The organism is Erythrobacter donghaensis (assembly GCF_002155425.1).
Lineage (GTDB): Bacteria > Pseudomonadota > Alphaproteobacteria > Sphingomonadales > Sphingomonadaceae > Erythrobacter > Erythrobacter donghaensis.
In genome coordinates this window covers 139,291-159,217 of the sequence record NZ_MUYG01000007.1, presented here as the reverse complement: position 1 = coordinate 159,217, position 19,927 = coordinate 139,291, and the positions used below count along the sequence as shown (strand labels likewise).

At 68.1% G+C, this 19,927-nt stretch carries 18 protein-coding genes; 10 read left to right on the top strand and 8 right to left on the bottom strand.

All coding sequences use genetic code 11. The features are described 5' to 3' along the window. Positions 1–7: 7 nt before the first annotated feature. Complete coding sequence (locus BZF59_RS03735) at positions 8–1,762, bottom strand: peptidoglycan DD-metalloendopeptidase family protein (RefSeq protein ID WP_342744108.1); 1,755 nt, start codon at positions 1,760–1,762, stop codon at positions 8–10. Positions 1,763–1,985: 223 nt separating this feature from the next. Here BZF59_RS03735 and BZF59_RS03730 point away from each other — a divergent pair, with 223 nt between their 5' ends. The 6 genes from BZF59_RS03730 (at position 1,986) to BZF59_RS03705 (ending at position 7,553) form a co-directional block, all read left to right on the top strand. Beyond that, complete coding sequence (locus BZF59_RS03730) at positions 1,986–4,733, top strand: helicase-related protein (protein WP_425429549.1); 2,748 nt, start codon at positions 1,986–1,988, stop codon at positions 4,731–4,733. Next, positions 4,730–5,095, top strand: coding sequence for an RNA-binding S4 domain-containing protein (locus tag BZF59_RS03725; protein ID WP_211277342.1), 366 nt, complete (start codon positions 4,730–4,732; stop codon positions 5,093–5,095). Before BZF59_RS03730 ends, BZF59_RS03725 begins: the two co-directional genes overlap by 4 nt. A 10-nt stretch (positions 5,096–5,105) precedes the next feature. Continuing rightward, complete coding sequence (gene fdxA / locus BZF59_RS03720) at positions 5,106–5,444, top strand: ferredoxin FdxA (protein WP_086606909.1); 339 nt, start codon at positions 5,106–5,108, stop codon at positions 5,442–5,444. Between the two features lie 277 nt (positions 5,445–5,721). Further along, a complete protein-coding gene (locus tag BZF59_RS03715; RefSeq protein ID WP_086606908.1) occupies positions 5,722–6,255 on the top strand; it encodes a CarD family transcriptional regulator in 534 nt (177 codons plus the stop codon). A 120-nt stretch (positions 6,256–6,375) separates the two neighbouring features. Next, complete coding sequence (locus BZF59_RS03710; RefSeq protein WP_086606907.1) at positions 6,376–7,179, top strand: head GIN domain-containing protein; 804 nt, start codon at positions 6,376–6,378, stop codon at positions 7,177–7,179. A 38-nt stretch (positions 7,180–7,217) separates the two neighbouring features. Next, on the top strand, positions 7,218–7,553 hold the full coding sequence (locus BZF59_RS03705; RefSeq protein WP_245806005.1) for a hypothetical protein: 336 nt from the start codon (positions 7,218–7,220) through the stop codon (positions 7,551–7,553). On the opposite strand, the gene BZF59_RS03700 is transcribed toward BZF59_RS03705, so the two are convergent. Then, complete coding sequence (locus BZF59_RS03700) at positions 7,550–8,479, bottom strand: L-threonylcarbamoyladenylate synthase (RefSeq protein ID WP_086606905.1); 930 nt, start codon at positions 8,477–8,479, stop codon at positions 7,550–7,552. The two genes, BZF59_RS03705 and BZF59_RS03700, sit on opposite strands and share 4 nt — an antisense overlap. A 73-nt stretch (positions 8,480–8,552) precedes the next feature. Between BZF59_RS03700 and BZF59_RS03695 the strand changes: the two genes are divergently transcribed. Then, positions 8,553–10,295 (top strand): acyl-CoA dehydrogenase family protein, encoded by a 1,743-nt coding sequence (locus BZF59_RS03695; RefSeq protein ID WP_086606904.1) that lies wholly within the window; start codon positions 8,553–8,555, stop codon positions 10,293–10,295. 1 nt (position 10,296) lies between these two features. Further along, entirely contained in the window at positions 10,297–11,121 is an 825-nt protein-coding gene (locus BZF59_RS03690) for a DUF815 domain-containing protein (protein WP_086606903.1), read from the top strand. Here the strand turns inward: BZF59_RS03690 and BZF59_RS03685 are convergent. Beyond that, a complete protein-coding gene (locus BZF59_RS03685; protein WP_086606902.1) occupies positions 11,118–12,596 on the bottom strand; it encodes a PQQ-dependent sugar dehydrogenase in 1,479 nt (492 codons plus the stop codon). The two genes, BZF59_RS03690 and BZF59_RS03685, sit on opposite strands and share 4 nt — an antisense overlap. A 59-nt stretch (positions 12,597–12,655) precedes the next feature. Here BZF59_RS03685 and BZF59_RS03680 point away from each other — a divergent pair, with 59 nt between their 5' ends. Together BZF59_RS03680 and BZF59_RS03675 are read left to right on the top strand one after the other, a co-directional pair. Continuing rightward, entirely contained in the window at positions 12,656–13,156 is a 501-nt protein-coding gene (locus BZF59_RS03680) for a GAF domain-containing protein (RefSeq protein ID WP_086606901.1), read from the top strand. Positions 13,157–13,284: 128 nt separating this feature from the next. Then, positions 13,285–14,139: a hypothetical protein gene (locus BZF59_RS03675; protein ID WP_086606900.1), complete on the top strand. Its 855-nt coding sequence runs from the start codon at positions 13,285–13,287 to the stop codon at positions 14,137–14,139. 97 nt (positions 14,140–14,236) lie between these two features. Here BZF59_RS03675 and BZF59_RS03670 read toward each other — a convergent pair whose 3' ends face one another. The 5 genes from BZF59_RS03670 to mnmE all read right to left on the bottom strand — a co-directional run bounded on the left by BZF59_RS03670 (position 14,237) and on the right by mnmE (position 19,927). Next, the gene (locus BZF59_RS03670) at positions 14,237–15,196 is read right to left on the bottom strand and encodes a ParB/RepB/Spo0J family partition protein (RefSeq protein ID WP_086606899.1); all 960 of its coding nucleotides are present in this window, start codon (positions 15,194–15,196) and stop codon (positions 14,237–14,239) included. After that, the gene (locus BZF59_RS03665) at positions 15,193–15,969 is read right to left on the bottom strand and encodes a ParA family protein (RefSeq protein ID WP_086606898.1); all 777 of its coding nucleotides are present in this window, start codon (positions 15,967–15,969) and stop codon (positions 15,193–15,195) included. The genes BZF59_RS03670 and BZF59_RS03665 overlap by 4 nt, the downstream gene beginning before the upstream one ends. A 45-nt stretch (positions 15,970–16,014) precedes the next feature. Continuing rightward, on the bottom strand, positions 16,015–16,641 hold the full coding sequence (gene rsmG, locus BZF59_RS03660; protein ID WP_086606897.1) for a 16S rRNA (guanine(527)-N(7))-methyltransferase RsmG: 627 nt from the start codon (positions 16,639–16,641) through the stop codon (positions 16,015–16,017). Beyond that, positions 16,638–18,488, bottom strand: a complete 1,851-nt coding sequence (mnmG, locus tag BZF59_RS03655) for a tRNA uridine-5-carboxymethylaminomethyl(34) synthesis enzyme MnmG (RefSeq protein WP_086606896.1) — start codon at positions 18,486–18,488, stop codon at positions 16,638–16,640. The genes rsmG and mnmG overlap by 4 nt, the downstream gene beginning before the upstream one ends. 155 nt (positions 18,489–18,643) lie before the next feature. Continuing rightward, a complete protein-coding gene (mnmE, locus tag BZF59_RS03650; protein WP_086606895.1) occupies positions 18,644–19,927 on the bottom strand; it encodes a tRNA uridine-5-carboxymethylaminomethyl(34) synthesis GTPase MnmE in 1,284 nt (427 codons plus the stop codon).

Genomic DNA, 19,927 nt, shown 5'->3' with positions numbered 1-19,927 from the left:
GACACGCCTACAGTGTGACCGCGGGCGTGCCCCTGCGCGCGGTATCGACCTTCTCGATCTCGCGCACGGGCTCCTTCACCTCGTTCGGCAGCGGGGCGAGATCCTTGAGCGCCGCGCCGACTTCGATCTCCTTCAGGCGGATCAGCTGGCGGCGGAAATCGATCAGCTCGGTGCCGGACAGCTCGGCGCGGGTGACGAAGGACACGCTGGCCGGGTTGATCACCCGCCCGCCGCGATACATCTCGTAATGCAGGTGCGGACCCGTGGAGAGGCCGGTCGAGCCGACATAGCCGATCACCTGCCCGCGCCGCACGCTTTGCCCGGCGCGCACCGCCATGCGGCTCATGTGGCAATAGCGTGTCGAGAGGCCCCCGCCATGCTCCAGCCGCACCGCGATGCCGCAGCCGCCGGCGCGGCCCGCAGCGCTGACCTTGCCATCGCTGACCGCGACGATCGGCGTGCCATATGACGCCTTGAAGTCCATCCCGGCGTGCATCCGGTTGTAGCCGAGGATCGGGTGGCGGCGCATCCCGAAGCTCGAGCTGATCGCGCCGGGCACCGGTGCCAGCAACCCGCGCCGCTGTTCGCCCACGCCCGAAGCCTCGTAGAAGCGCCCGTCGCTCCCCCAGCGCATCAGCTGGGTGCGCGGACGACCGCCGCGGTCGATCCCGGCATAGAGCAATTGCCCGGCCTGCCGTTCGCCCGTGGCGGCGCGGCGATAGGCGATGATGATGTCGAATTCGTCGGAGGCACCGACCTCGCGGTCCATGTCGATCTGCGCGTCGAGCGCCTTCAGGTAGTCCTGCACCGCACTCGCCGGGACGCCGGCCTGCCGCATCGAGCGGTAGAGGCTGCTGCCCACCACGCCGCGCACCCGCAGCGGGGTCTCGTCGACGCGGATGATGTTGCGCTTGAGCGCCAGCGGGCCGGAGGGGACGACGGGAGTGCCGTCAGCGGCGATCTCGCCCACGCCGGGGCGCGTCAGTTCGAGCTGGAGATCGAAGCGCGCGCGGAAGGCGAGGCTGTCGAGCGGGCGCGGCTCACCCGGCGCGGGGCGGCGGCCGAGCAGCACGTCCATCTGCGTGCCGGGCTGGATGTCGCCCACCGCCACCGCCTGCCCGACGAGCGCGGCGGCACGGTCGATATCCTCGCCCGCAACACCGGCGCGGCGCAGCATGGTGACGAAACTGTCGCCCGGCGCGAGCGTCACCACCAGCGCGATCTGCGGGCGTTCGGGGGCGCTTTTCAGCGGGATAACCGCCTGCGTCGGCCCCATCCGGCGGCCGCTGTCCGCACCCAGTGCCAGCGGCAGGATCATCTGGCTGCGCAATTCGGACTGCACCGCCTCGCCCTGCGGCATGGCCGGGCGGGCTTCGAGCGGGGTGAGATCGGGCCAGAAGGCCAGCGCCACCGCGCCCAGCCCCACCATCGTCCCCAGACCCCGCAGCCAGCGTCGGCTGCCGATCTCCTCGGCCAGATCGGGCGCGAGATCGAGCCGGTCGAACCATGCCGAGGCGTCAAGACGCCAGGCTTCGTAGCGATCCGCCAGAGAACCAAGCCGCGCGGCGGCCTTGCGTTTCGCCTTTTGCGTCTTGGTCGGCAGAGCGAGTTTCTTGCCGTTGCGCAGATAGGGCAGCAATTCGCGTGCGGTCTCGGCATCGACCGGTTCGCCCGGAGGCGGGCCTTCGACCGGGACGAGCGCACGCGCAGCCGGAAGGCGCGCGCCTTCGGGCTCGCCCGCAGGCTCGGGCCCTTCCGTCAATGTACGCGCATGATCCAACATCGATGCCCCGAGAGCAGCTTTTCCGAACGATCCGGTCGGCAGGTCGCTGCTGTGTCGCATTTCTCTGCCCGATCATAGTAAACGCCCGGTTAACCAGCGACCAGCCGCGCTGCTGATGCGATAAGGTGTTGTGCGTAGATCGCAAAGAGGCTCGCCGCCGCCCTTGCCGCGCCGGGTCAAGCCTGACAGAACCCTTGGCGTCGTGACCCGCCCCCCACCCTTTCGCCCCCCGACCGGCAAGCCCGAGGACAGCCGCGTGCGCGCCGTGCTGGGACCGACCAACACCGGCAAGACGCACCTCGCAATCGAGCGAATGTGCGGACATTCCAGTGGGATGATGGGCTTCCCGCTGCGCCTGCTGGCACGCGAGGTCTATGACCGGGTGCGTGCGATCAAGGGCGACAAGCAGGTCGCGCTGATCACCGGCGAGGAGCGGATCGAGCCGCCCGACGCCCGCTATTTCCTCTGCACCGCCGAGGCGATGCCGCGGGTGAGCGGCCAGCACGCTTTCGTCGCCCTGGACGAGGCGCAACTGGGCGCCGACCCCGAACGCGGCCACATCTTCACCGACCGCCTGCTCCACGCGCGGGGGCGGGAGGAGACGATGATCCTCGGCAGCGCGACACTCGAGCCGATGGTGAAGGCGCTGATTCCCGGGGCCGAGATCACCAGCCGGCCGAGGTTCTCGACCCTCAGCCACGCCGGGATCTGCAAGCTTTCGCGCCTGCCCAAGCGCTCCGCCGTGGTCGCCTTTTCGGTCGAGCAGGTCTACGCCATGGCCGAGGCCTTGCGGCGCTTTCGCGGCGGGGCGGCGGTGGTGATGGGCGCGCTTTCGCCCGAGACCCGCAACAAGCAGGTGGAATTGTTCCAGTCGGGCGAGGTCGACTACATCGTCGCCACCGACGCGATCGGGATGGGGCTGAACCTCGATCTCGATCATGTCGCCTTCGCCGCGCTGGCGAAGTTCGACGGGCGGCGCAAGCGACGGCTCACCCCTTCGGAAATGGCGCAGATCGCGGGGCGCGCCGGGCGGCACCAGCGCGACGGAACCTTCGGCACGCTGTCCGGCACCGGTAAGGGCGACGGCGAACCGCTCGCCTTCACCGACGAGGAAGTCTACGCGATCGAGGAGCACCGCTTCGCGCCGCTCACCCACCTGTTCTGGCGCGAGGCCGATCCGCGCTTCGACACGCTGGCGGCGCTGATTGCCGATCTCGAGGCGCGGCCCGACAATCCCGTGCTCAAAGCTGCACCCGAAGCGATCGACATGGCGGTGCTGCGCCGTCTGGCCGAGGACGATATCGGGCGGAGCATTCGCGGGGCGGGTAACGTCCGGCGATTCTGGGAGGCTTGCTCGCTCCCCGATTTCCGCTCGCTGGGGGTGGAACAGCACGCACGCTTCGTCGCGCGGCTGTGGGACGACCTGCGTGGAGGGTATCTCGGCGCGGATTTCGTCGCCGCGCGCATCGCCGAGCTTGACCGGATGCAGGGCGACATCGACACGCTGCAAGGGCGAATCGCGGCGATTCGCAGCTGGGCCTACATCTGCCAGCGGCCCGATTGGGTGCTGGCACGCGACGAAATGGCCGCGCGGGCACGTGCGGTCGAAGCGAAGCTCTCGGATGCGCTGCATGCGCGGCTGACCGAGCGTTTCGTGAACCGAAGGACGACACTCTTGATGAAATCGCTGGGGCAGGACGCATCTGCGCTGCCCGTCACGCTCGAACCCGATGGCCACCTCACCGTGGAGGGGGAGAGCATTGGCCGGCTCGAAGGCTTCCGTTTCCATGTCGATCCCAGTGCGGGCGTCGCCGACCGGCGGATGCTGCTGGCGGCGGGCGAGAAGGCTTTGCCTGCGCTGCTGACCGAGCGGGCCGAATGGCTGCTGGGCCAGGGTCTGGGCGAACTCGAAATCAGTGGCGGTGCGATCCGCTGGCAGGGCCGCGCCTTGGCCGAGATCAGTTTCCCCGGCCACCCCGGCTCGGGCAATTTCGGCACTCCGAAGCTCACTTTGACCCGCGATATGGTGCTGCTGCCCGATGCCGCCAAGGCGTCGCTCGAGGCGGGGCTTGCGGCGTGGCTCGACAAGCAACTCGAACCGCTCGCCCCCTTGCGCAAGCTCGCCGATGCCGCGCGCGATCCCGAGGCGGGGTCGCAGGCGCGCGCGCTGGTCATCACGCTGATCGAAGCGCGCGGCGTGATCAGCCGCGAGGATGCGGGGCTGGAGAATCTGCCCAAGGAGATGCGGCCCTATCTGAGGAAGCTCGGCGTCACCTTCGGCGCGCTCGACATCTTCGATGCGCCGCTGCTGAAGCCCGCCCCGCGCCGGTTGCTGCACGCACTGGGGCTCGATACCCGCGCGGTGCAGGAAGCGATGCTCCCGGTGCTGGCCGAGGGCAGCTGGGCCAAAGGCCGCCTGCCCGCCGGATACCGCTATGCAGGAAGCCAGGCGATCCGCGTCGATCTCGCCGAGAAGATTTTCCGCGCCGCCTTCGATGCCCGCGCAAAGGTCACCGCCGCCCATCCCAAGGCGCGCAATCTGCCGTTCCGGCTCGATCTGGCGCTGGCGGTCTCGGTCGGGCTGGAGCCGGAGAACGCGCGCCGGTTGCTCGGCAGTGCGGGCTTCCGCTGCGAACGCGCCCGCGCCCTGCCCGAAGGCGCGCAGGGTGCCCCCGCGCCCGACCGCTGGTTCTGGCGCCCGCGCCGCCCCGAAGAGCGCGAGGCGCGCCGCTCGGACCGTCGCCCCGAACGCAAGGATGCCCGCCCCGCGCAGGGCAAGCCGCAAAGCGACAAACGGCCCGAGCGCCCAAAGGGCAAGCGCCCCGATCGCAATGGTGCCAAGCCCCAGCGCGATGATCGGCGCGACCATCGCCCCGCGCCCAAGCCCGACACAGGCCCGGCCCGCGCCGGGGGTGCCTTCGACAAGCTGGCGGACCTGCTCAAGGGATGACGGCAGGAGCTGCGGGACAATCGATCCGCATCGACCGCCTGCTGGTCTGCCTGCGCTTTGCCCGCACCCGCTCCGCCGCGCTCACCCTGATCGAAACCCGCGCTTTGCGGCGCAACAGAAACCATGTGCTGCGCCCCAGCGAACAGGCGCGTATTGGCGATGTGCTGACGATTGCGCTGGGCCGTCAGGTCCGCGTGATCGAGCTTGTCGCCTTGCCCGACCGGCGCGGCTCGCCCGAAGCGGCGCGGTCGCATTATCGCGAGCTTGCTGGTTTTAGTGAGGTTGACGAGGGCCAAGTTGTCCCTAAAGGGCAAAACTCCACAGGCGCGCCGTCGCCCGATACGTCTGAAGTTCCCTCTTGAAAGAGCCGCAATGACCTACGTCGTCACCGAAGACTGCATCAAGTGCAAGTACACCGATTGTGTGGAAGTGTGCCCGGTGGACTGCTTCTACGAAGGCGAGAACATGCTGGTGATCAACCCCAGCGAATGCATCGATTGCGGCGTGTGCGAACCGGAATGCCCGGCCGAGGCGATTCTGCCCGATACCGAGGATGGCCTGGAAAAGTGGCTGGAGCTCAACACCCAGTTCTCAGCGGTCTGGCCCAACATCACCAGCCAGAAGGCTCCGCCCGAAGATGCCGACGCGCACAAGGGCGAAAAGGACAAGTTCGAGAAGTATTTCAGCGAAGAGCCCGGCGACGGCGACTGATTTTGCTGCATTTGCTTGCAGATATGAAGGTCTGCACCCCTGGTTGAAACGCAGACTCGCAATTTTGTTGCAGACGTGCTATATAATACAGCAACCGCGCTGGGCTCCGCCCGCGCAGGCGTTGAAACCAGGAAGGCCCGACACCAGCAACCCCCCAACCGGATGATCGCACCCGGCGCTCGCTTTGTCTGAGGCCCCCCTTCAGTCAAGCCCACTGCGCTGCCGGGACGCTCGTCCGCTCCCCCGTTGCCAGGTCGGCCCACAGAAAGGAATGTGCATGGCAAGCACCGCGAACGCATTCACCGTCGGCGATTATGTCGTTTACCCCAAGCACGGCGTTGGCCGGGTGGTCGAACTCCAGAAGGAAGAGATCGCCGGGATGCAACTCGAACTCTACGTTCTGCGTTTCGAGAAAGAGCGCATGACGCTGCGGGTGCCCGTCGGCAAGGTCGAAGCGATCGGGATGCGCAAGCTGTCTTCCGACAAGACCCTGAAGCAGGCGATGGAAACCCTGAAGGGCAAGCCCAAGGTCAAGCGCACCATGTGGTCGCGCCGCGCGCAGGAATATGAAGCGAAGATCAACTCGGGCGACCTCGTGTCGATCGCCGAAGTGACCCGCGACCTGTTCCGCCCCGAAGACCAGCCCGAGCAGTCCTATTCGGAACGCCAGATCTTCGAAGCGGCCTCCAGCCGCCTCGCCCGCGAACTCGCGGCGATGGAAGAGACCGACGAGCCGACCGCGCTGAACAAGATTCTCGACGTGCTGCGCGAACACGCTCCGCAATATTACGACAGCGCCGAAGAAGCGTAAGCCTCTCCTCGCTTTCGAAAACATCAGGGGCCGTCCTTCGGGGCGGCCCTTTTTGGTTGTGCGGCCCGGTTTGGTGTATTATGTAGGCAATACGCTTACGCAATCCCGGAGAGGCCTACCATGATCCAACTGACCCGCCGCCACACCGTACCGGCCATCGCGGCGATGGCTGCCCTGTCGTCGCTCGCCGCCTGTTCGGGCGCGGATATTTCGATCAACGGCAAGGACGGGGTGCCGCTGTCCGAGGTTGAAATCGCCGGGCCGGCCCCGTCGGAAGTGGTGCTCGCCTCGGGCGACACCGTGATCCTGACCGAGGGCGAGACCTTCGCGCTGAAGGTCGAGGGCAGCAACACCGATTCCCTGCGCTTCGTGCGCGATGACGAGACCATCGGCATCACCCGCGAGAAGGGCTGGAACGGCAGCAGCGACGCAACGATCCGCATCACCATGCCCGCGCCTAAGGAAGTCACCATCGCGGGCAGCGGCACGATCAAGGCGGCGACGCTGGCGAGCACCTCGGAAATTGCGATCGGCGGATCGGGCACGGTCGAATTCGGCACGATCGCGGCGGAAAAGCTCGCGATCAGTATCGGCGGCTCGGGCAAGGTCACCGGCGCAGGCACGGTGCGCAACCTCGAAATCTCGATCGGCGGCAGCGGCGATGTCGAAATGCCCGGCCTGAAAGCCGACACAGCGGAAATCTCGATCGGCGGCGCGGGCGATGTCGCCTTCGCCTCGGATGGCGAAGTGACGGCCAGCATCGCGGGTGCGGGCGACATCAACGTCACCGGCAAGGCCAAGTGCACCGTCAGCGCTTTCGGCTCGGGCTCGCTCAATTGCGCCGAGGGCACGGCGACCGCCGCCGCAGCCCCCACGCCGCCCGCCGCACCGCAAGCCCCGGTGGCGCCCGAACCGGCAGAATAGCAATTGCTTGAATGAAGGGATTGCGCGACAATCGTCCCGTGACGCGCGCGCTCCCTTTGTTCGGCGTAAGCCTTGCCGCCCTTGCCTTGCAGGGGTGCCTGGCACGCGCGGCGGTGGATGTGGTGACGCTGCCGATCAGGGCGGCGAGCGCCGGGGTCGACGCGGTCACCACCAGCCAGTCCGAAGCCGACGAGAAGCGCGGGCGGGAAATCCGCAAGCGCGAGGAACGCTTGGGTGAGCTTGAGCGCAACTACGACAAGGCGATGAAACGCTGCGGCGACGGGGACGACGAGGCTTGCGAAAAGGCGCAGGCGATCCGCGCGGAGCAGAAGGCACTGATGCAGGGCGTGCCGATGGAGCCCGACAGCGACTAGGCCGCCGCCCGCCGCAGCCGGTCGTTGATCGCGCGGCCCACGCCGTCATCGGGCACCGAGGCGACCGCAATGCGAGGCTGACTGGCCCGCGCCGCTTCGTGCAGGGCAGCGTAGAGCCGCGCCGCCGCCTCGGCCAGATCGCCGCTCTCCGACAGCGTGACATCGCCCGCGACCGGACCGAAGCCGATCAGGAATTCGTCCGGCTCAGCGCCGGTCGCATTCAGGCGCACCGGCTTTCCCGGCGCATAGTGGCTGGCGAGCTGGCCCGGAGCCTCCAGACGCGCTTCGATACTATCGCCATCGGTCTGCACCCCGATCGCAAGCGGGCCGGGGCGCAGTTCCTCGACGCTCCCATCGGCGCGCACGGCGACGATGGTGGACTCCACCCCCGCACTGGTCGGCCCGCCATCGAGCACCATGTCAATCCGCCCGTCCAGCGAGGCGCACACATGATCCGCCGTGGTCGGGCTGATGAAGCCCGAGCGGTTGGCCGAAGGCGCCGCCAGCGGGAAGCCGCAAGTCGCGAGCAGCGCCTGCATCACCGGGTGGGCCGGCGCGCGCAGAGCCACGGTCGGCAGACCCGCCGTCACCGCCTCGGCCAGTCCGGCGTCAGGGCGGCGCGGCAGCACCAGCGTCAGCGGGCCGGGCCAATGCGCGGCGGCGAGCGCGCGGGCCTCGGGCGAGAATTCGGCATAGCGCTCCGCCTGCGCCAGCCCTGTGACATGCACGATCAGAGGATTGAAATCCGGCCGCCCCTTCGCGGCATAGATCTTCGCCACCGCCTCGGCGCTGTCGGCGCGGGCGGCGAGGCCGTAGACCGTCTCGGTCGGCACGGCCACCAGCCCGCCCGATTCGAGGATGCGCGCCGCCTCGGCGATCCCCGCGGCATCTGCCAGCCGCACTTCCGTAACGTTCTTGCCGCTCATGCCCCGGCGCTATATTCAAACCCCCGCCCTGCCAAGAGCGCAGCCCCCCATACCACCCGAAGGACTTCGCACCGTGACCCCCTTTACCCCGCCGACCGCCGACCAGCTGCTCGCCATCCGCGTCAATGCGGGGATCGCGGAATTGGCGGCGAGCGAACGCTTCGCTCATGCCGAGCCCGATCTGGTCGAGGCGATTGTCGAAGGCGTAGGCCAGTTCGCGGCGGGCGAATTCGCGCCATTGAACCGCAAGGGCGATCTCGAAGGCGCGAAGCTGGAGAACGGCGTGGTGCGCCTGCCCGAGGGGTTCGAGGCCGCGTATCAGGCCTATGTCGCGCAGGGCTGGAACGCCATCGCCTCTCCGGTGGCGCATGGCGGTCAGGGCCTGCCCTTCACCCTCGCCTGCAACGTGCTGGAGAACCTTGGCGCGGCCAACATGGCCTTCACCCTGCTCCCGATGCTGAGCGTCGGCGCGATCGAAGCGCTGGAGCATCATGGCTCCCCCGCGCAGCAGGCGATGTATCTGCCCAAGCTGGTGAGCGGCGAATGGTCGGGGACGATGAACCTCACCGAACCCGCCGCGGGGAGCGATGTCGGCGCGCTGCGCTCGACCGCCGAGCCGATCGAGAGCGGCGAGCACACGGGCAAGTACAAGATCACCGGCCAGAAGATCTACATCACCTGGGGCGAGCATGAGCTGGCCCAGAACATCATCCACCTCGTCCTCGCCCGCCTCCCCGGCGCGCCTGAAGGTTCGCGCGGCATCTCGCTGTTCGTGGTGCCGAAGTATCATGTGAACGCCGACGGCAGCCTCGGGCCGAAGAACGACCTTCGCTGCGTCAGCCTTGAACACAAGCTGGGCATCAACGCCTCGCCCACCTGCGTCATGTCCTATGGCGACAACGGGGAATGCATCGGCGAGCTGGTCGGCGCGCCCAACAAGGGCCTCGCTGCAATGTTCACGATGATGAACAACGCGCGCATCAATGTCGGCAATCAGGGCGTGCAGATCGGCGAGCGGGCGACCCAGCAGGCGCTCGGCTATGCGCGCGACCGGGTGCAGTCCGCCCGCGCCGGCTCGCCCGACAAGACCCCGGTGGCGATCATCGAGCACCCCGACGTGCGCCGCATGATCCTGCGCATGAAGGCCCTCACCGAAGGCGCGCGGGCGCTGCTCTACTACTGCGCGGGGCAGGTCGATCGCGGCAATCTCGGCGACGCGGCAGCGCGGGCGCGGGCGGAGATCGTGGTGCCGCTGATCAAGGCCTGGGGCACGGATATCGGCGTGGAAGTCGCTGGCTTGGGCATCCAGATTCACGGCGGGATGGGCTTCGTCGAGGAGACCGGTGCCGCTCAGCACTGGCGCGATTCGCGCATTGCGCCGATCTATGAAGGCACCAACGGCATTCAGGCCGCCGACCTCGTCACCCGCAAGCTGGGGCTTGAGGGCGGCGAGGCGTTGGTAGCGCTGTTCGACATGATCGCGCGCGAGACGGGGGACGAATTCGCGCTCTCCGCTCTCGCCCGCGACTGCGCCAATGTCGCGCGCTGGATGCGCGACGAGGCGAGCCTCGACGATCGGCTCGCGGGCAGCGTGCCCTTCTGCACCATGGCCGCAGTGTGTGTCGCCGGGTGGCAGCTGATGAAGCAGGCTGCGGCGGTCGCGGCGGGTGCAGCGCCCGAACTCGCGGCGACCAAGCCGGTGACAGTGCGCTTCTTCCTCGACCGGATCGTGCCTGAAGCAGCGGGTTTGAAGGCCGGTGCGGTGGCCGGGGCCGAGGGGCTCTACACCCTCCCCGCCGCTGCACTGGTCGGCTGACATGGCGGGCGGCGACCGCGAGCCTCTGGAGCGGATCGCCGCCGCGCTCGAGCGGCTCGCCCCGCCGCCTCCGCCACCGACCGATTGGCACGCCGCACCTGCCTATCGGTGGGAGGGTGAGCGGGCGCGGGCTGTGCTTGTGCTCGACGCCCTGCCGCTCGAAGCGCTCCACGGAATCGACACGCAGAAAGTCGCGCTGCGCAACTTGTGCGCCCGGCTTGCATCAGGCGCTGCGGCGCATGACGTGCTGCTGTGGGGCGCGCGCGGGATGGGCAAATCGGCGCTGGTGCGGGCCTGTGTCGCCGATGTGCAGCGGGGCGATCCTGCGGCGCTGGCGCTGGTCCAGCTCGCCCCCGGCACGCTCCCCAGCTTCCCCGCTTTGATCGCCGAACTGGCAAGTCAGAACCGCGCATTCATGCTCTTCATCGACGATCTCGGCTTCGGTGCGGACGGGCGGGCGGAGATGCTCGCCCTGCGCAGCCTGCTCGACGGCGGGATCGCCCCGCGCCCGGCGCATATCCGCTTGGCCGTGACCGCCAATCGCCGCGGCATCGTCGAACGGGAGGATACCTCCGCCGCGATCCACGAACGCGACGAACGGGACGATGCGCTGGCGCTCGCCGACCGCTTCGGGCTGACGCTGGGGTTCCACCCGGCGGACAAGGACACCTACCTCGCGATCCTCAAAGGCTACACCGCCCCGCTGGGTCTCGCCTTCGACCCGGAAGAGGCGATGGCTTTCGCCATCCAGCGCGGCAACCGCTCGGGCCGCACCGCGCTGCAATTCGCGACCGAGCTGGCCGGGCGGGCGGGAAAAACCCTCTAGTTGACCTTCTGCCCCGCCTGCTTGCGCAGGTAGTCCGCCTCGAAATCGGCGCGCGGATCGCGCAGCTCGCGCGGGGGGAGCGAGGGGCCGGTCAGCGCCGCGATGGCGGCAGCGGGCGCGGCAGAGGGTGAGCGCACCCGCCAGATGATCCCCGCGGTATCGTCCGACACCAGCAGCGAACCGTCACCCGCCCATTCGACCCAGGTCGGCCGCCCACGCGTCGTCCCGTTGCCGGTCAGGAACCCGGTCAGCACCGGCTTGGGCTTGCCCACCGGATTGCCGAGATCGTCGAAGTCGACGAACACCACGTCATAGCCCGAAGGCGGCTTGCGGTTCCACGAGCCGTGCCGCGCAATGAAGACCCCGCCGCCGAAGCCGCTGCCCATCCGGTCGCCCTCCTTCGAGAACACCATCCCCAGCGCCGCCACGTGGGGGCCGAGCGCATATTCGGGCTTGCGCACATATTCCATCAGGAAGCGCGGCATCGGCGCATCGACCCGGCGGTCGATATTGGTGCGGTAATAGACCCAGGGCCAGCCATACTGCGCGCCGACCGGCACGTTGGTCAGGTAATCGGGCACCAGATCGCTGCCGAGCATGTCGCGCTCGTTCACGGTGGTCCACAGCTCGCCGGTCCAGGGGCTGAAATCCATCCCGTTGGGATTGCGCAGCCCCGCCCCGTATTGGCGCGCGCGGCCCTTGGCGAGATCGTACTCCCAGATCATCGCCCGGCCCTTTTCGACCTCCATCCCGCTCTCACCGATATTGCTGACCGATCCGACCGCAACATAAAGCTGCGTGCCATCGGGCGAGAGTTCGAGATTGCGCATCCAGTGCCCGCCGCCCGGGGCGAGATCCATCAGCTTGCGCGGCGCGCCGGTCACCGCATCGGCGCCGAGCGCATAGTCGAAGGCCAGCACGGCGTTGTGATTGGCGACGTAGAGCGTCCCGTCGGCCCAAGCGATCCCCGAGGGCGAATCGAGACCTTCCTCGCGAATCACCTTCTTGGTTTCGGCCCGCCCATCGCCGTCGGCATCGCGCAACAGCACGATCTGGTTGGGCGATTCGCCGGTCGCCCCGGCCTTGCCCATCAGGATTCCTTCGACCCAGCCCTTGATCGAATCCATGATTCCGCCGCCCGGCTTCTCGATATTGGGCGCGCGGGTGAGGCTGACGAGCACGTCGCCATTGGGCAGGGTGTAGAGCGTGCGCGGGTGATCGAGCCCCTCGGCAAAGCGCACGACTTCCAGCCCCTCGGCCGGAGTCGGCGCTTCGTTCGGTTGCCAGCCCACCGGCTCGGCAATCTGGACCGTGGGGACGGTTTGCGCGTCACCCTCCTGCAACACCGGATCGGTGCCGGTGACTTCCTCAACCGACAGATCGGCGACATCGCCCTGCGCGAGATACCAGAAGGTGCCCCCGGCGATGACGATAAGCACCACGAGGACGATTGCGATCTTGCGAAAAATAGCCATGTGGCAAGAGATAAGGCGCCCCCGCCCTTGCGGCAAGCGACGAAAGGCCTCCGCGCACAATGTATGATTTCAAGCCCGCCACCCCGCTCCCCGCCGCCGAGCTTTACCGCGAGCTGGTCGCCGCTGCCGAAGCGCTGACCGCGGGCGAGCCCGACGCGGTCGCCAACATGGCCAATGTCGCGGCGCTCTTGTGGGAGTTTCTGCCCGATCTGAACTGGGCGGGCTTCTACCGGGTGGGGTCGGCGAAGAACGGCGCTGGGGACGAGTTGGTGCTCGGGCCTTTCGTGGGCCGCCCGGCCTGCATCCGCATCCCCTTCGGCACCGGCGTCTGCGGCACAGCGGCGAAGAGCGGCGCGACGCAGCTGGTGGAGGATGTCCACGCCTTCCCCGGCCACATCGCCTGCGACGCCGCTAGCCAGTCCGAACTGGTGGTGCCGGTGCTGCGCGATAGCGCGGTGATCGCGGTGATCGACCTCGACAGCCCCAGCCCCGCCCGCTTCACCGCCGCCGATGCGACCGGGATCGAGGCGCTTGCCGCGATGCTTTCCGACCGCATCTGAGCCGCAATCCCCTCACTTCCTTCCCGAATCGGGACAGCGCAGCACGCATCGCTTGGGCCTGACGGCCCGGCGGTGTTAAGCTTTTGCTAACCATCAGCTGACTGTGGCTGACCAAGGGGGATTTACCCATGTTCAAGCTTTCGCCGACTGTCTCGCTCGCCGCGCTCGCGCTCGCCCTTCCGGCGGCCGCGCAGGCGCAGAATTACGACGATCTCCCACCGCTTTCCCCGATGAGCGAGGCCGAGGTGCGCACGCTCCCGGTGGAATATCGCACTGCCCCGGTGATGGCGCAGACCGAGGAGACGGTGACGGTGATCGACGGGGTGGAGACCATCACCCGCACCCGCCGCATCGATTCGCCCCGCGCGCTTCCCGTCGCGCCGCAACCGGCCTACGCTCCGCAGGCCTACCCGGCCCCCGCGATGGGCTATGCCCCCGCCGTGTTCGAGCGCGACCAGTGGATCGCCGAATGCCAGCGCCGCACGCGCGGGCAGAACCGTGACGACACCGGCAAGATCATCGGCGGATTGCTCGGCGCGATCGCGGGCGGCTTTGCAGGTTACGAGATCGCCGGGGTGGGCGACCGCGTGCTCGGCACCGTGCTCGGCGTGGGCGGCGGCGGACTGATCGGCGGGCTGCTCGGCAGCCTGTTCGATGGCGACAAGAAGAAGAACCTCTACGAATGCGAGGCGGCGCTCGACAGCTACCTGTCGGCCTATGGCACCCCGGGCCCGCGTATCGCCAGCCGCGAGATCGCCTATCCCGCCTATGGCTATGGCTATGGCTACCCCCAGGCCTATTCCTACGGTTACAGCTACGCCCCGCCGCCGCAGATGGTGCTGGTGCCGGTGCGCACCGAGGTGCAGCAGCAGGTGGTGGTGCGCGAAACCGTGCGTGAGGAGACCTACAGCGTCCCCCGCGCCCCGGCTGAGCGGATCATACCCGATCGCCGTCCCTCGCCCAAGATGATCAAGCAGCGCTGATTTTTCCGGCAACCCCTTGAGGGGCAATGCAAAAAGCCCCGCAAGTTCAGGCGAGCTTGCGGGGCTTTTTCGTGCCTCGGTGGGGGTGGAAACCGCACTAAAATTCCCCGCCGGTGAGCCGCTGACACAGCAGGTCGAGCTGATCGAGCGTGGTGTAGCGGATTGTCATTACCCCCTTGCGCGGGTCGCCCTCGGGCTTGATCCGCACGTTGAGGCCGAGGAATTCCTCGAGATGCTGCTGCACCGCGACGATATCCGCGTTCTCAGCGGGTTGCGGCGCCCCGGCGCTCGTTTCGCGGGGCTTGGCGGGTTTGCGGGTGAGTGTTTCGACATCGCGCACCGACAGCCCCTCGGCCACAGCGATTTCGGCCAGATGCAGCGCATCCTCGCGCCCGATCAGCGCGCGGGCGTGGCCCATCGAGAGCTTGCCCTCGTCGATCAGCTCGAGCACCCGGCCCGGCAGCGACATCAGCCGCATCATGTTGGCAACATGGCTGCGCGACTTTTCGACCAGCTTCGCGATGTCGACCTGGATCATCCCCTCCTGCTCGGACAGGCGATGATAGGCGCGCGCTTCCTCGACCGGGCTGAGGTCTTCGCGCTGCAAGTTCTCGATCAGCGCCAGCGCCATCACCTCGCGATCATCAAGGTCGCGCACCAGCGCCGGGATCTCGTGCAGCCGCGCCTTCTGCGCCGCGCGCCAACGCCGCTCACCCGCAACCAACTCGTAGCCCGACCCGGCGGGATGGGGGCGCACGATGATCGGCTGAATCACGCCGCGCGTGGCGATCGAGGCGGCGAGTTCATCCAGCGCGGCTTCGTCGAAATGCTTGCGCGGGTTGCCGGGCAGCGGCTTGATCGTCGCCAGCGCCAGCATCCGAAGCGGCGAATTGCCGCTGGCGGGTGCATCGGTCGGAGCCTCCTCGCGCCGCACCAGCGGTTCCTCGCGCCGGGTCTCGCCCAGCAACGCGCCGAGCCCCCGGCCGAGCCGCCGCGGCTTGTCGTCACCGCGCGAATGTGCAGCAGTATCAGCGATTTGCGGGCTATTCTCGGTCATGCGGCCTGTCTTTCTGCGGGGAATCGCCCGATCAATTCACGCGCCAGGGCCATATAGGCGCGGCTGCCGGTGCAATGCTGGTCATAGATCAGCGCCGGGAGCCCGTGGCTCGGCGCTTCGGAGAGGCGGACGTTGCGCGGGATCACAGTCTCGAACACCAGCTTGCCGAGGCAATCGCGCACATCGTCCGACACCTGATCGGTCAGCCGGTTGCGCCGGTCATACATGGTCAGCGCGACGCCGATGATCCCGAGATCGGGATTGAAGCGCTGCTGCACCTGATCGACCGTCTGAAGCAGCTGACTGAGCCCTTCCAGCGCAAAGAATTCGCATTGCAGCGGCACCAGCAGCGTGTCGGCCGCGCACAGCGCGTTCAGCGTCAGCAAGCCGAGCGAGGGCGGGCAGTCGATGAAGCAGATGTCGTGGCCCTTGTGGTTCGCCAGCGCCTTGTCGAGCCGGTGGGTGCGCCCTTCCACCGCGACCAGCTCCACCTCCGCGCCCGACAGATCGACCGTCGCCGGGATCAGATCGAGCCGCGGAATGCTGGTGGGTACAATCGCGCTGTCGAGCGGCACTTCGTCGACCAGCAGATCATAGCTCGAAACCTCGCGCGCGGCAGCGTGGACGCCCAGCCCGGTCGAGGCGTTGCCCTGCGGATCGAGATCGATCAGCAGCGTGCGCCAGCCGGTCGCAGCCATCGCGGTGGCGATGTTGATTGCGGTGGTGGTCTTGCCCACCCCGCCCTTCTGATTGGCAATCGCGATCGTCAGCATGGAAGAATCCTGTCCTGTTCGCGCCGATCCGCGCTGAAATCCGCTTCAGGCCCTCACAATGATTCCCGCGTCGGGATCGGTCAAGGAATGTTTCACGTGAAACATTGCCCGAATCGAAGGCTTGAGCGTCTCCAACTCCTGCGCCGCCGAGCGCCCCTTGGGCAACACATAGGCGGTCTGCCTTGTGGAGAAGGGTGCGGATAGTTCGAGAAGCTTGGGGAGCGGCGCGAAGGCCCGTGCCGAAATGGCGCGGGCGGCGAAAGGCGTGACGCGCTCGAGCCGCTGGGCTTCGACCCGGCATTTGGGGAGATTGAGCGCTGCGATCGCGGCATTGAGGAACTCGACGCGCCGGGCGCGGGATTCGACCAGCACCACCAGCATATTGGGATGGAGCGCGGCGATCACCAGCCCCGGAAAACCCGGCCCACTCCCCAGGTCGAGCCACGGCCCGCCTGCGTTGGCACCGAATGTTTCACGTGAAACATTCTGCGTGAGCTGCGCCGAATCGGCGATGTGGCGCTGCCACAGGTGCGGCTCGGTTGCCTTTGCGATCAGGTTCTGGCGCTGGTTCTCCTCCAGCACCAGTGCGGCGAAACGCTCGAGCCGGGCCATGCCCTCGGCGTCGGTCAGCCCGGCGACATAGGCGCGGGCTTCTTCTTCAGTGGCAATCATGCCGCGAGCCTTCGCCGCGCGTGAACCAGCAATGCAGAGAGCGCCGCCGGGGTAACGCCAGGCACACGCCCTGCCGCGGCCAGCGTTCCGGGGGCGGCCTTGGTCAGGCGTTCGACCATCTCATTGGAGAGGCCCGGCACTTCGGCATAGGGAAAGTCGGGCGGAAGCGGCAAAGCCTCGCTCGCCCGCAGGTCGCGCAATTCGGAGTCCTGCCGGGCGAGGTAAGGCGCATAGGCGGCATCCTCGGCCATTTCCTCGGCGAGCAGCGGGTCGAGCGCGGTCACCTCTGCCAGCCAGGGGGCGAGCGCGTCGGGAGTGACGCCGTCATAGCGGAGCCACTCGGCGATGGTCTTATCGCCATGATCGCGGCGGACGGGCAGACCGTGATTGGCGAGTTCGCGCGCGTGGATGCGCTCGGAATGTTTCACGTGAAACATTTCGCGCACTTGCTCGCGGCGCTCCCACCATGCGCGGCGCTCCGGTCCGATGCACCCCGCTTCAATGCCAAGCCCCGTCAGCCGAGTCGCCGCATTGTTGGCGCGCAGCCGCAGGCGGTATTCGGCGCGGGCGGTGAGCATCCGGTAGGGCTCGGAAACACCCTGCAAGGTGAGGTCATCGACCATCACCGCGATATAGGAATTGGCCCGGTCGAGCGCCGGGGCCGCCCTGCCGAGCGCCGCAGCTGCCGCCTCCAGTCCGGCGACCAGCCCCTGCGCCGCGGCTTCCTCGTAACCCGTCGTCCCGTTGATCTGCCCCGCGCAATAGAGCCCGGGGATCGCGCGCAGCTGCAAATCCGGCGTCAGCGCGCGCGGATCGATATGGTCATACTCCACCGCATAGCCCGGCTGCACGATGTCGACCCGCTCGCAGCCCGGCATGGTGCGCACGACCGTCTCCTGCACATCCACCGGGAGCGAGGTGCTGATCCCGTTGGGATAGACCATGTGCGTGTCCAGTCCCTCAGGCTCGAGGAACACCTGATGCCCCTCGCGGTCGCCGAAACGGTGGATCTTGTCCTCGATCGAAGGGCAATAGCGCGGCCCCGCCGCGGCAATCGCGCCCGAGAAAAGCGGCGAACGGTGGAGGTTGGCGCGGATCGCATCATGCCCCGCCTGCGTGGTGCGGGTCATCGCGCAGAACACCTGCGGATTGATGCGGCGCTCGGTGAGCGGCGACATGGTCCAGGCCTCGCCGTCCGAGGGCTGTTCTTCGAGCACCGCCCAATTGATCGTCCGTCCGTCGAGACGCGGCGGTGTCCCGGTCTTGAGCCGTGCCATCGGCAGATCGGCCCCGCGCAGCTGCTGGGCGAGGCGCTTGGCGGCATTCTCCCCGATGCGCCCGCCCTCGAAGCGCTCCTCGCCGCGGAACAGCACGCCGCCGAGGAAAGTGCCGGTGCACAGGATCACGCGCGGCGCCTCGAGTACGGTGCCATCCGCCAGTTCCAGCCCCGCGACCGCTCCACCCCTCAGCACCAGCGCTGCAGCCTCGCCCTGCACCAGCGTCAGATTGGCCTGCGCGCGGACGATGCCCTGCACCGCCGCCTTGAAGCGCACCCGGTCCGCCTGCACGCGCGGGCCCCAGACGGCGCTGCCCTTGGAGCGGTTGAGCATCCGGTAATGGATCGCACCCGCGTCCGCCGCACGTCCGATCACCCCGTCGAGCGCATCGACCTCGCGCACCAGATGCCCCTTGCCGAGGCCGCCGATCGCCGGATTGCAGCTCATCGCCCCAATCGCGGCGAGGTCGAAGCTCACCAGCGCAGTGCGCGCGCCCATGCGGGCCGCCGCGCAGGCAGCCTCCGCCCCGGCGTGACCGCCGCCTATGACGAGGACATCGAAGGAATGCATGGCGCGCAGATAGGCTCTGGCGCGGGGATCGTCAAAGCGGATTTAAGGGCGTCGCACGGGGCCAATGTTTCACGTGAAACATTTTGAACGATCCGGCGGCCAATGTTTGTGCCTGCGGCACAGCTTCGCTTCCACGTGAAACATTTTGCGCGGGATCACTTCCCGATGCAGAAGCGCCCGAACAGCGTGTCGAGCATGTCCTCGGTGGTCGCGCGCCCGATCAGCCGGTCGAAAGCGAGACGCGCGCGGCGCAGTTCCTCGGCGACCAGTAGTGGATCGGATAGTTCTTGCGCTGCCGCCAGCGCTTCAGCGGCTTCCGACAACCGGGCGTGCTGGCGGGCATTGAGCGCCGCCTCGCCGGGTTTGGGCAGAGTCTCACGGGCGGCTTCCACCAGACCGGCTTTGAGCGAGGCCACACCCTCGCCCGTCGAGGCCGAGAGGGTGAAGTGCGCCGCCGCCTTGGGCGTAAACCCCGGCAAATCCGCCTGCGCCGCAATCTCCCAGGCACCCTCCGGGCCCGCACCTTCGGGCCCTAGCCACAACACCAGATCGGCGCGCGCCAGCTCGGCCTCGGCGCGGGCGATGCCGATGGCTTCGATCGCGTCCTCGCTCGCCGCGCGCAGGCCGGCGGTGTCGACGAAGGTGAAAGGCACACCCGCAATCGCCACCGAGCGCTCAATCACATCGCGCGTTGTGCCTGCAATGGGCGAGGTGATCGCCGCCTCGCTTTCGACCAAAGCATTGAACAAGGTCGATTTTCCCGCATTGGGCGGCCCGGCGAGCACCACCCGGAAGCCCTCGCCCAGCCGCTCTGACCGGGGACGGGCGAGCCAGTCGCGCAACTCCGCAGCCAACGCGGCAATGTTCCACGTGAAACATTCGGGGAGATCGGCACTATCCTCCTCGTCAGAGAAATCGAGCACGCCCTCGACCTCGGCCGAGAGACCCAGCACCCGCTCGCGCCAGCCCTCGACCTGCCGCGACAGCGCTCCGCCGAGATTGGCAAGCGCCGCTGCGCGCTGCAAGTCGGTCTCGGCGGCGAGCAGATCGCCCAACCCTTCGGCCTCGGCGAGGTCGATGCGGCCATTGGCAAAGGCGCGGCGGGTGAACTCGCCCGGCTCGGCGCGGCGTGTGTCGGGCAAGGCTGCGAGCGCTCCCTCCACCGCCGCGATCACCGCCCGCCCACCGTGGCAGTGAAACTCGGCGAGATCCTCACCCGTGGCGGTGTTCGGCCCCGGGAACCACAGCACCAGCGCTTCGTCGAGCAGCGCGCCATCCGCCCCCCGCAACTGCGAAAGCGAGGCACGGCGCGGCGCGGGCACCCGGCCCGCCAGCGCCTCCAGCGCCGCGCGTGCCTGTGTGCCCGACACGCGGATCACGCCCACGCCCGCGGGCGGCGCGCCGCTCGACAGCGCGAAGATGGTCGCACCCGTGCTCAT

Bases quoted from the DNA above. Each gene is read 5' to 3' on its own strand.
- fdxA (WP_086606909.1), top strand. From the start codon at position 5,106: ATGACCTACGTCGTCACCGAAGACTGCATCAAGTGCAAGTACACCGAT.
- rsmG (WP_086606897.1), bottom strand. From the start codon at position 16,641: ATGATTGCCACTGAAGAAGAAGCCCGCGCCTATGTCGCCGGGCTGACC.
- BZF59_RS03670 (WP_086606899.1), bottom strand. From the start codon at position 15,196: ATGACCGAGAATAGCCCGCAAATCGCTGATACTGCTGCACATTCGCGC.
- BZF59_RS03680 (WP_086606901.1), top strand. From the start codon at position 12,656: ATGTATGATTTCAAGCCCGCCACCCCGCTCCCCGCCGCCGAGCTTTAC.
- BZF59_RS03665 (WP_086606898.1), bottom strand. From the start codon at position 15,969: ATGCTGACGATCGCGATTGCCAATCAGAAGGGCGGGGTGGGCAAGACC.
- BZF59_RS03700 (WP_086606905.1), bottom strand. From the start codon at position 8,479: ATGAGCGGCAAGAACGTTACGGAAGTGCGGCTGGCAGATGCCGCGGGG.
- BZF59_RS03690 (WP_086606903.1), top strand. From the start codon at position 10,297: ATGGCGGGCGGCGACCGCGAGCCTCTGGAGCGGATCGCCGCCGCGCTC.
- BZF59_RS03685 (WP_086606902.1), bottom strand. From the start codon at position 12,596: ATGGCTATTTTTCGCAAGATCGCAATCGTCCTCGTGGTGCTTATCGTC.
- BZF59_RS03725 (WP_211277342.1), top strand. From the start codon at position 4,730: ATGACGGCAGGAGCTGCGGGACAATCGATCCGCATCGACCGCCTGCTG.
- BZF59_RS03710 (WP_086606907.1), top strand. From the start codon at position 6,376: ATGATCCAACTGACCCGCCGCCACACCGTACCGGCCATCGCGGCGATG.
- mnmE (WP_086606895.1), bottom strand. From the start codon at position 19,927: ATGAGCACGGGTGCGACCATCTTCGCGCTGTCGAGCGGCGCGCCGCCC.
- BZF59_RS03715 (WP_086606908.1), top strand. From the start codon at position 5,722: ATGGCAAGCACCGCGAACGCATTCACCGTCGGCGATTATGTCGTTTAC.
- mnmG (WP_086606896.1), bottom strand. From the start codon at position 18,488: ATGCATTCCTTCGATGTCCTCGTCATAGGCGGCGGTCACGCCGGGGCG.
- BZF59_RS03675 (WP_086606900.1), top strand. From the start codon at position 13,285: ATGTTCAAGCTTTCGCCGACTGTCTCGCTCGCCGCGCTCGCGCTCGCC.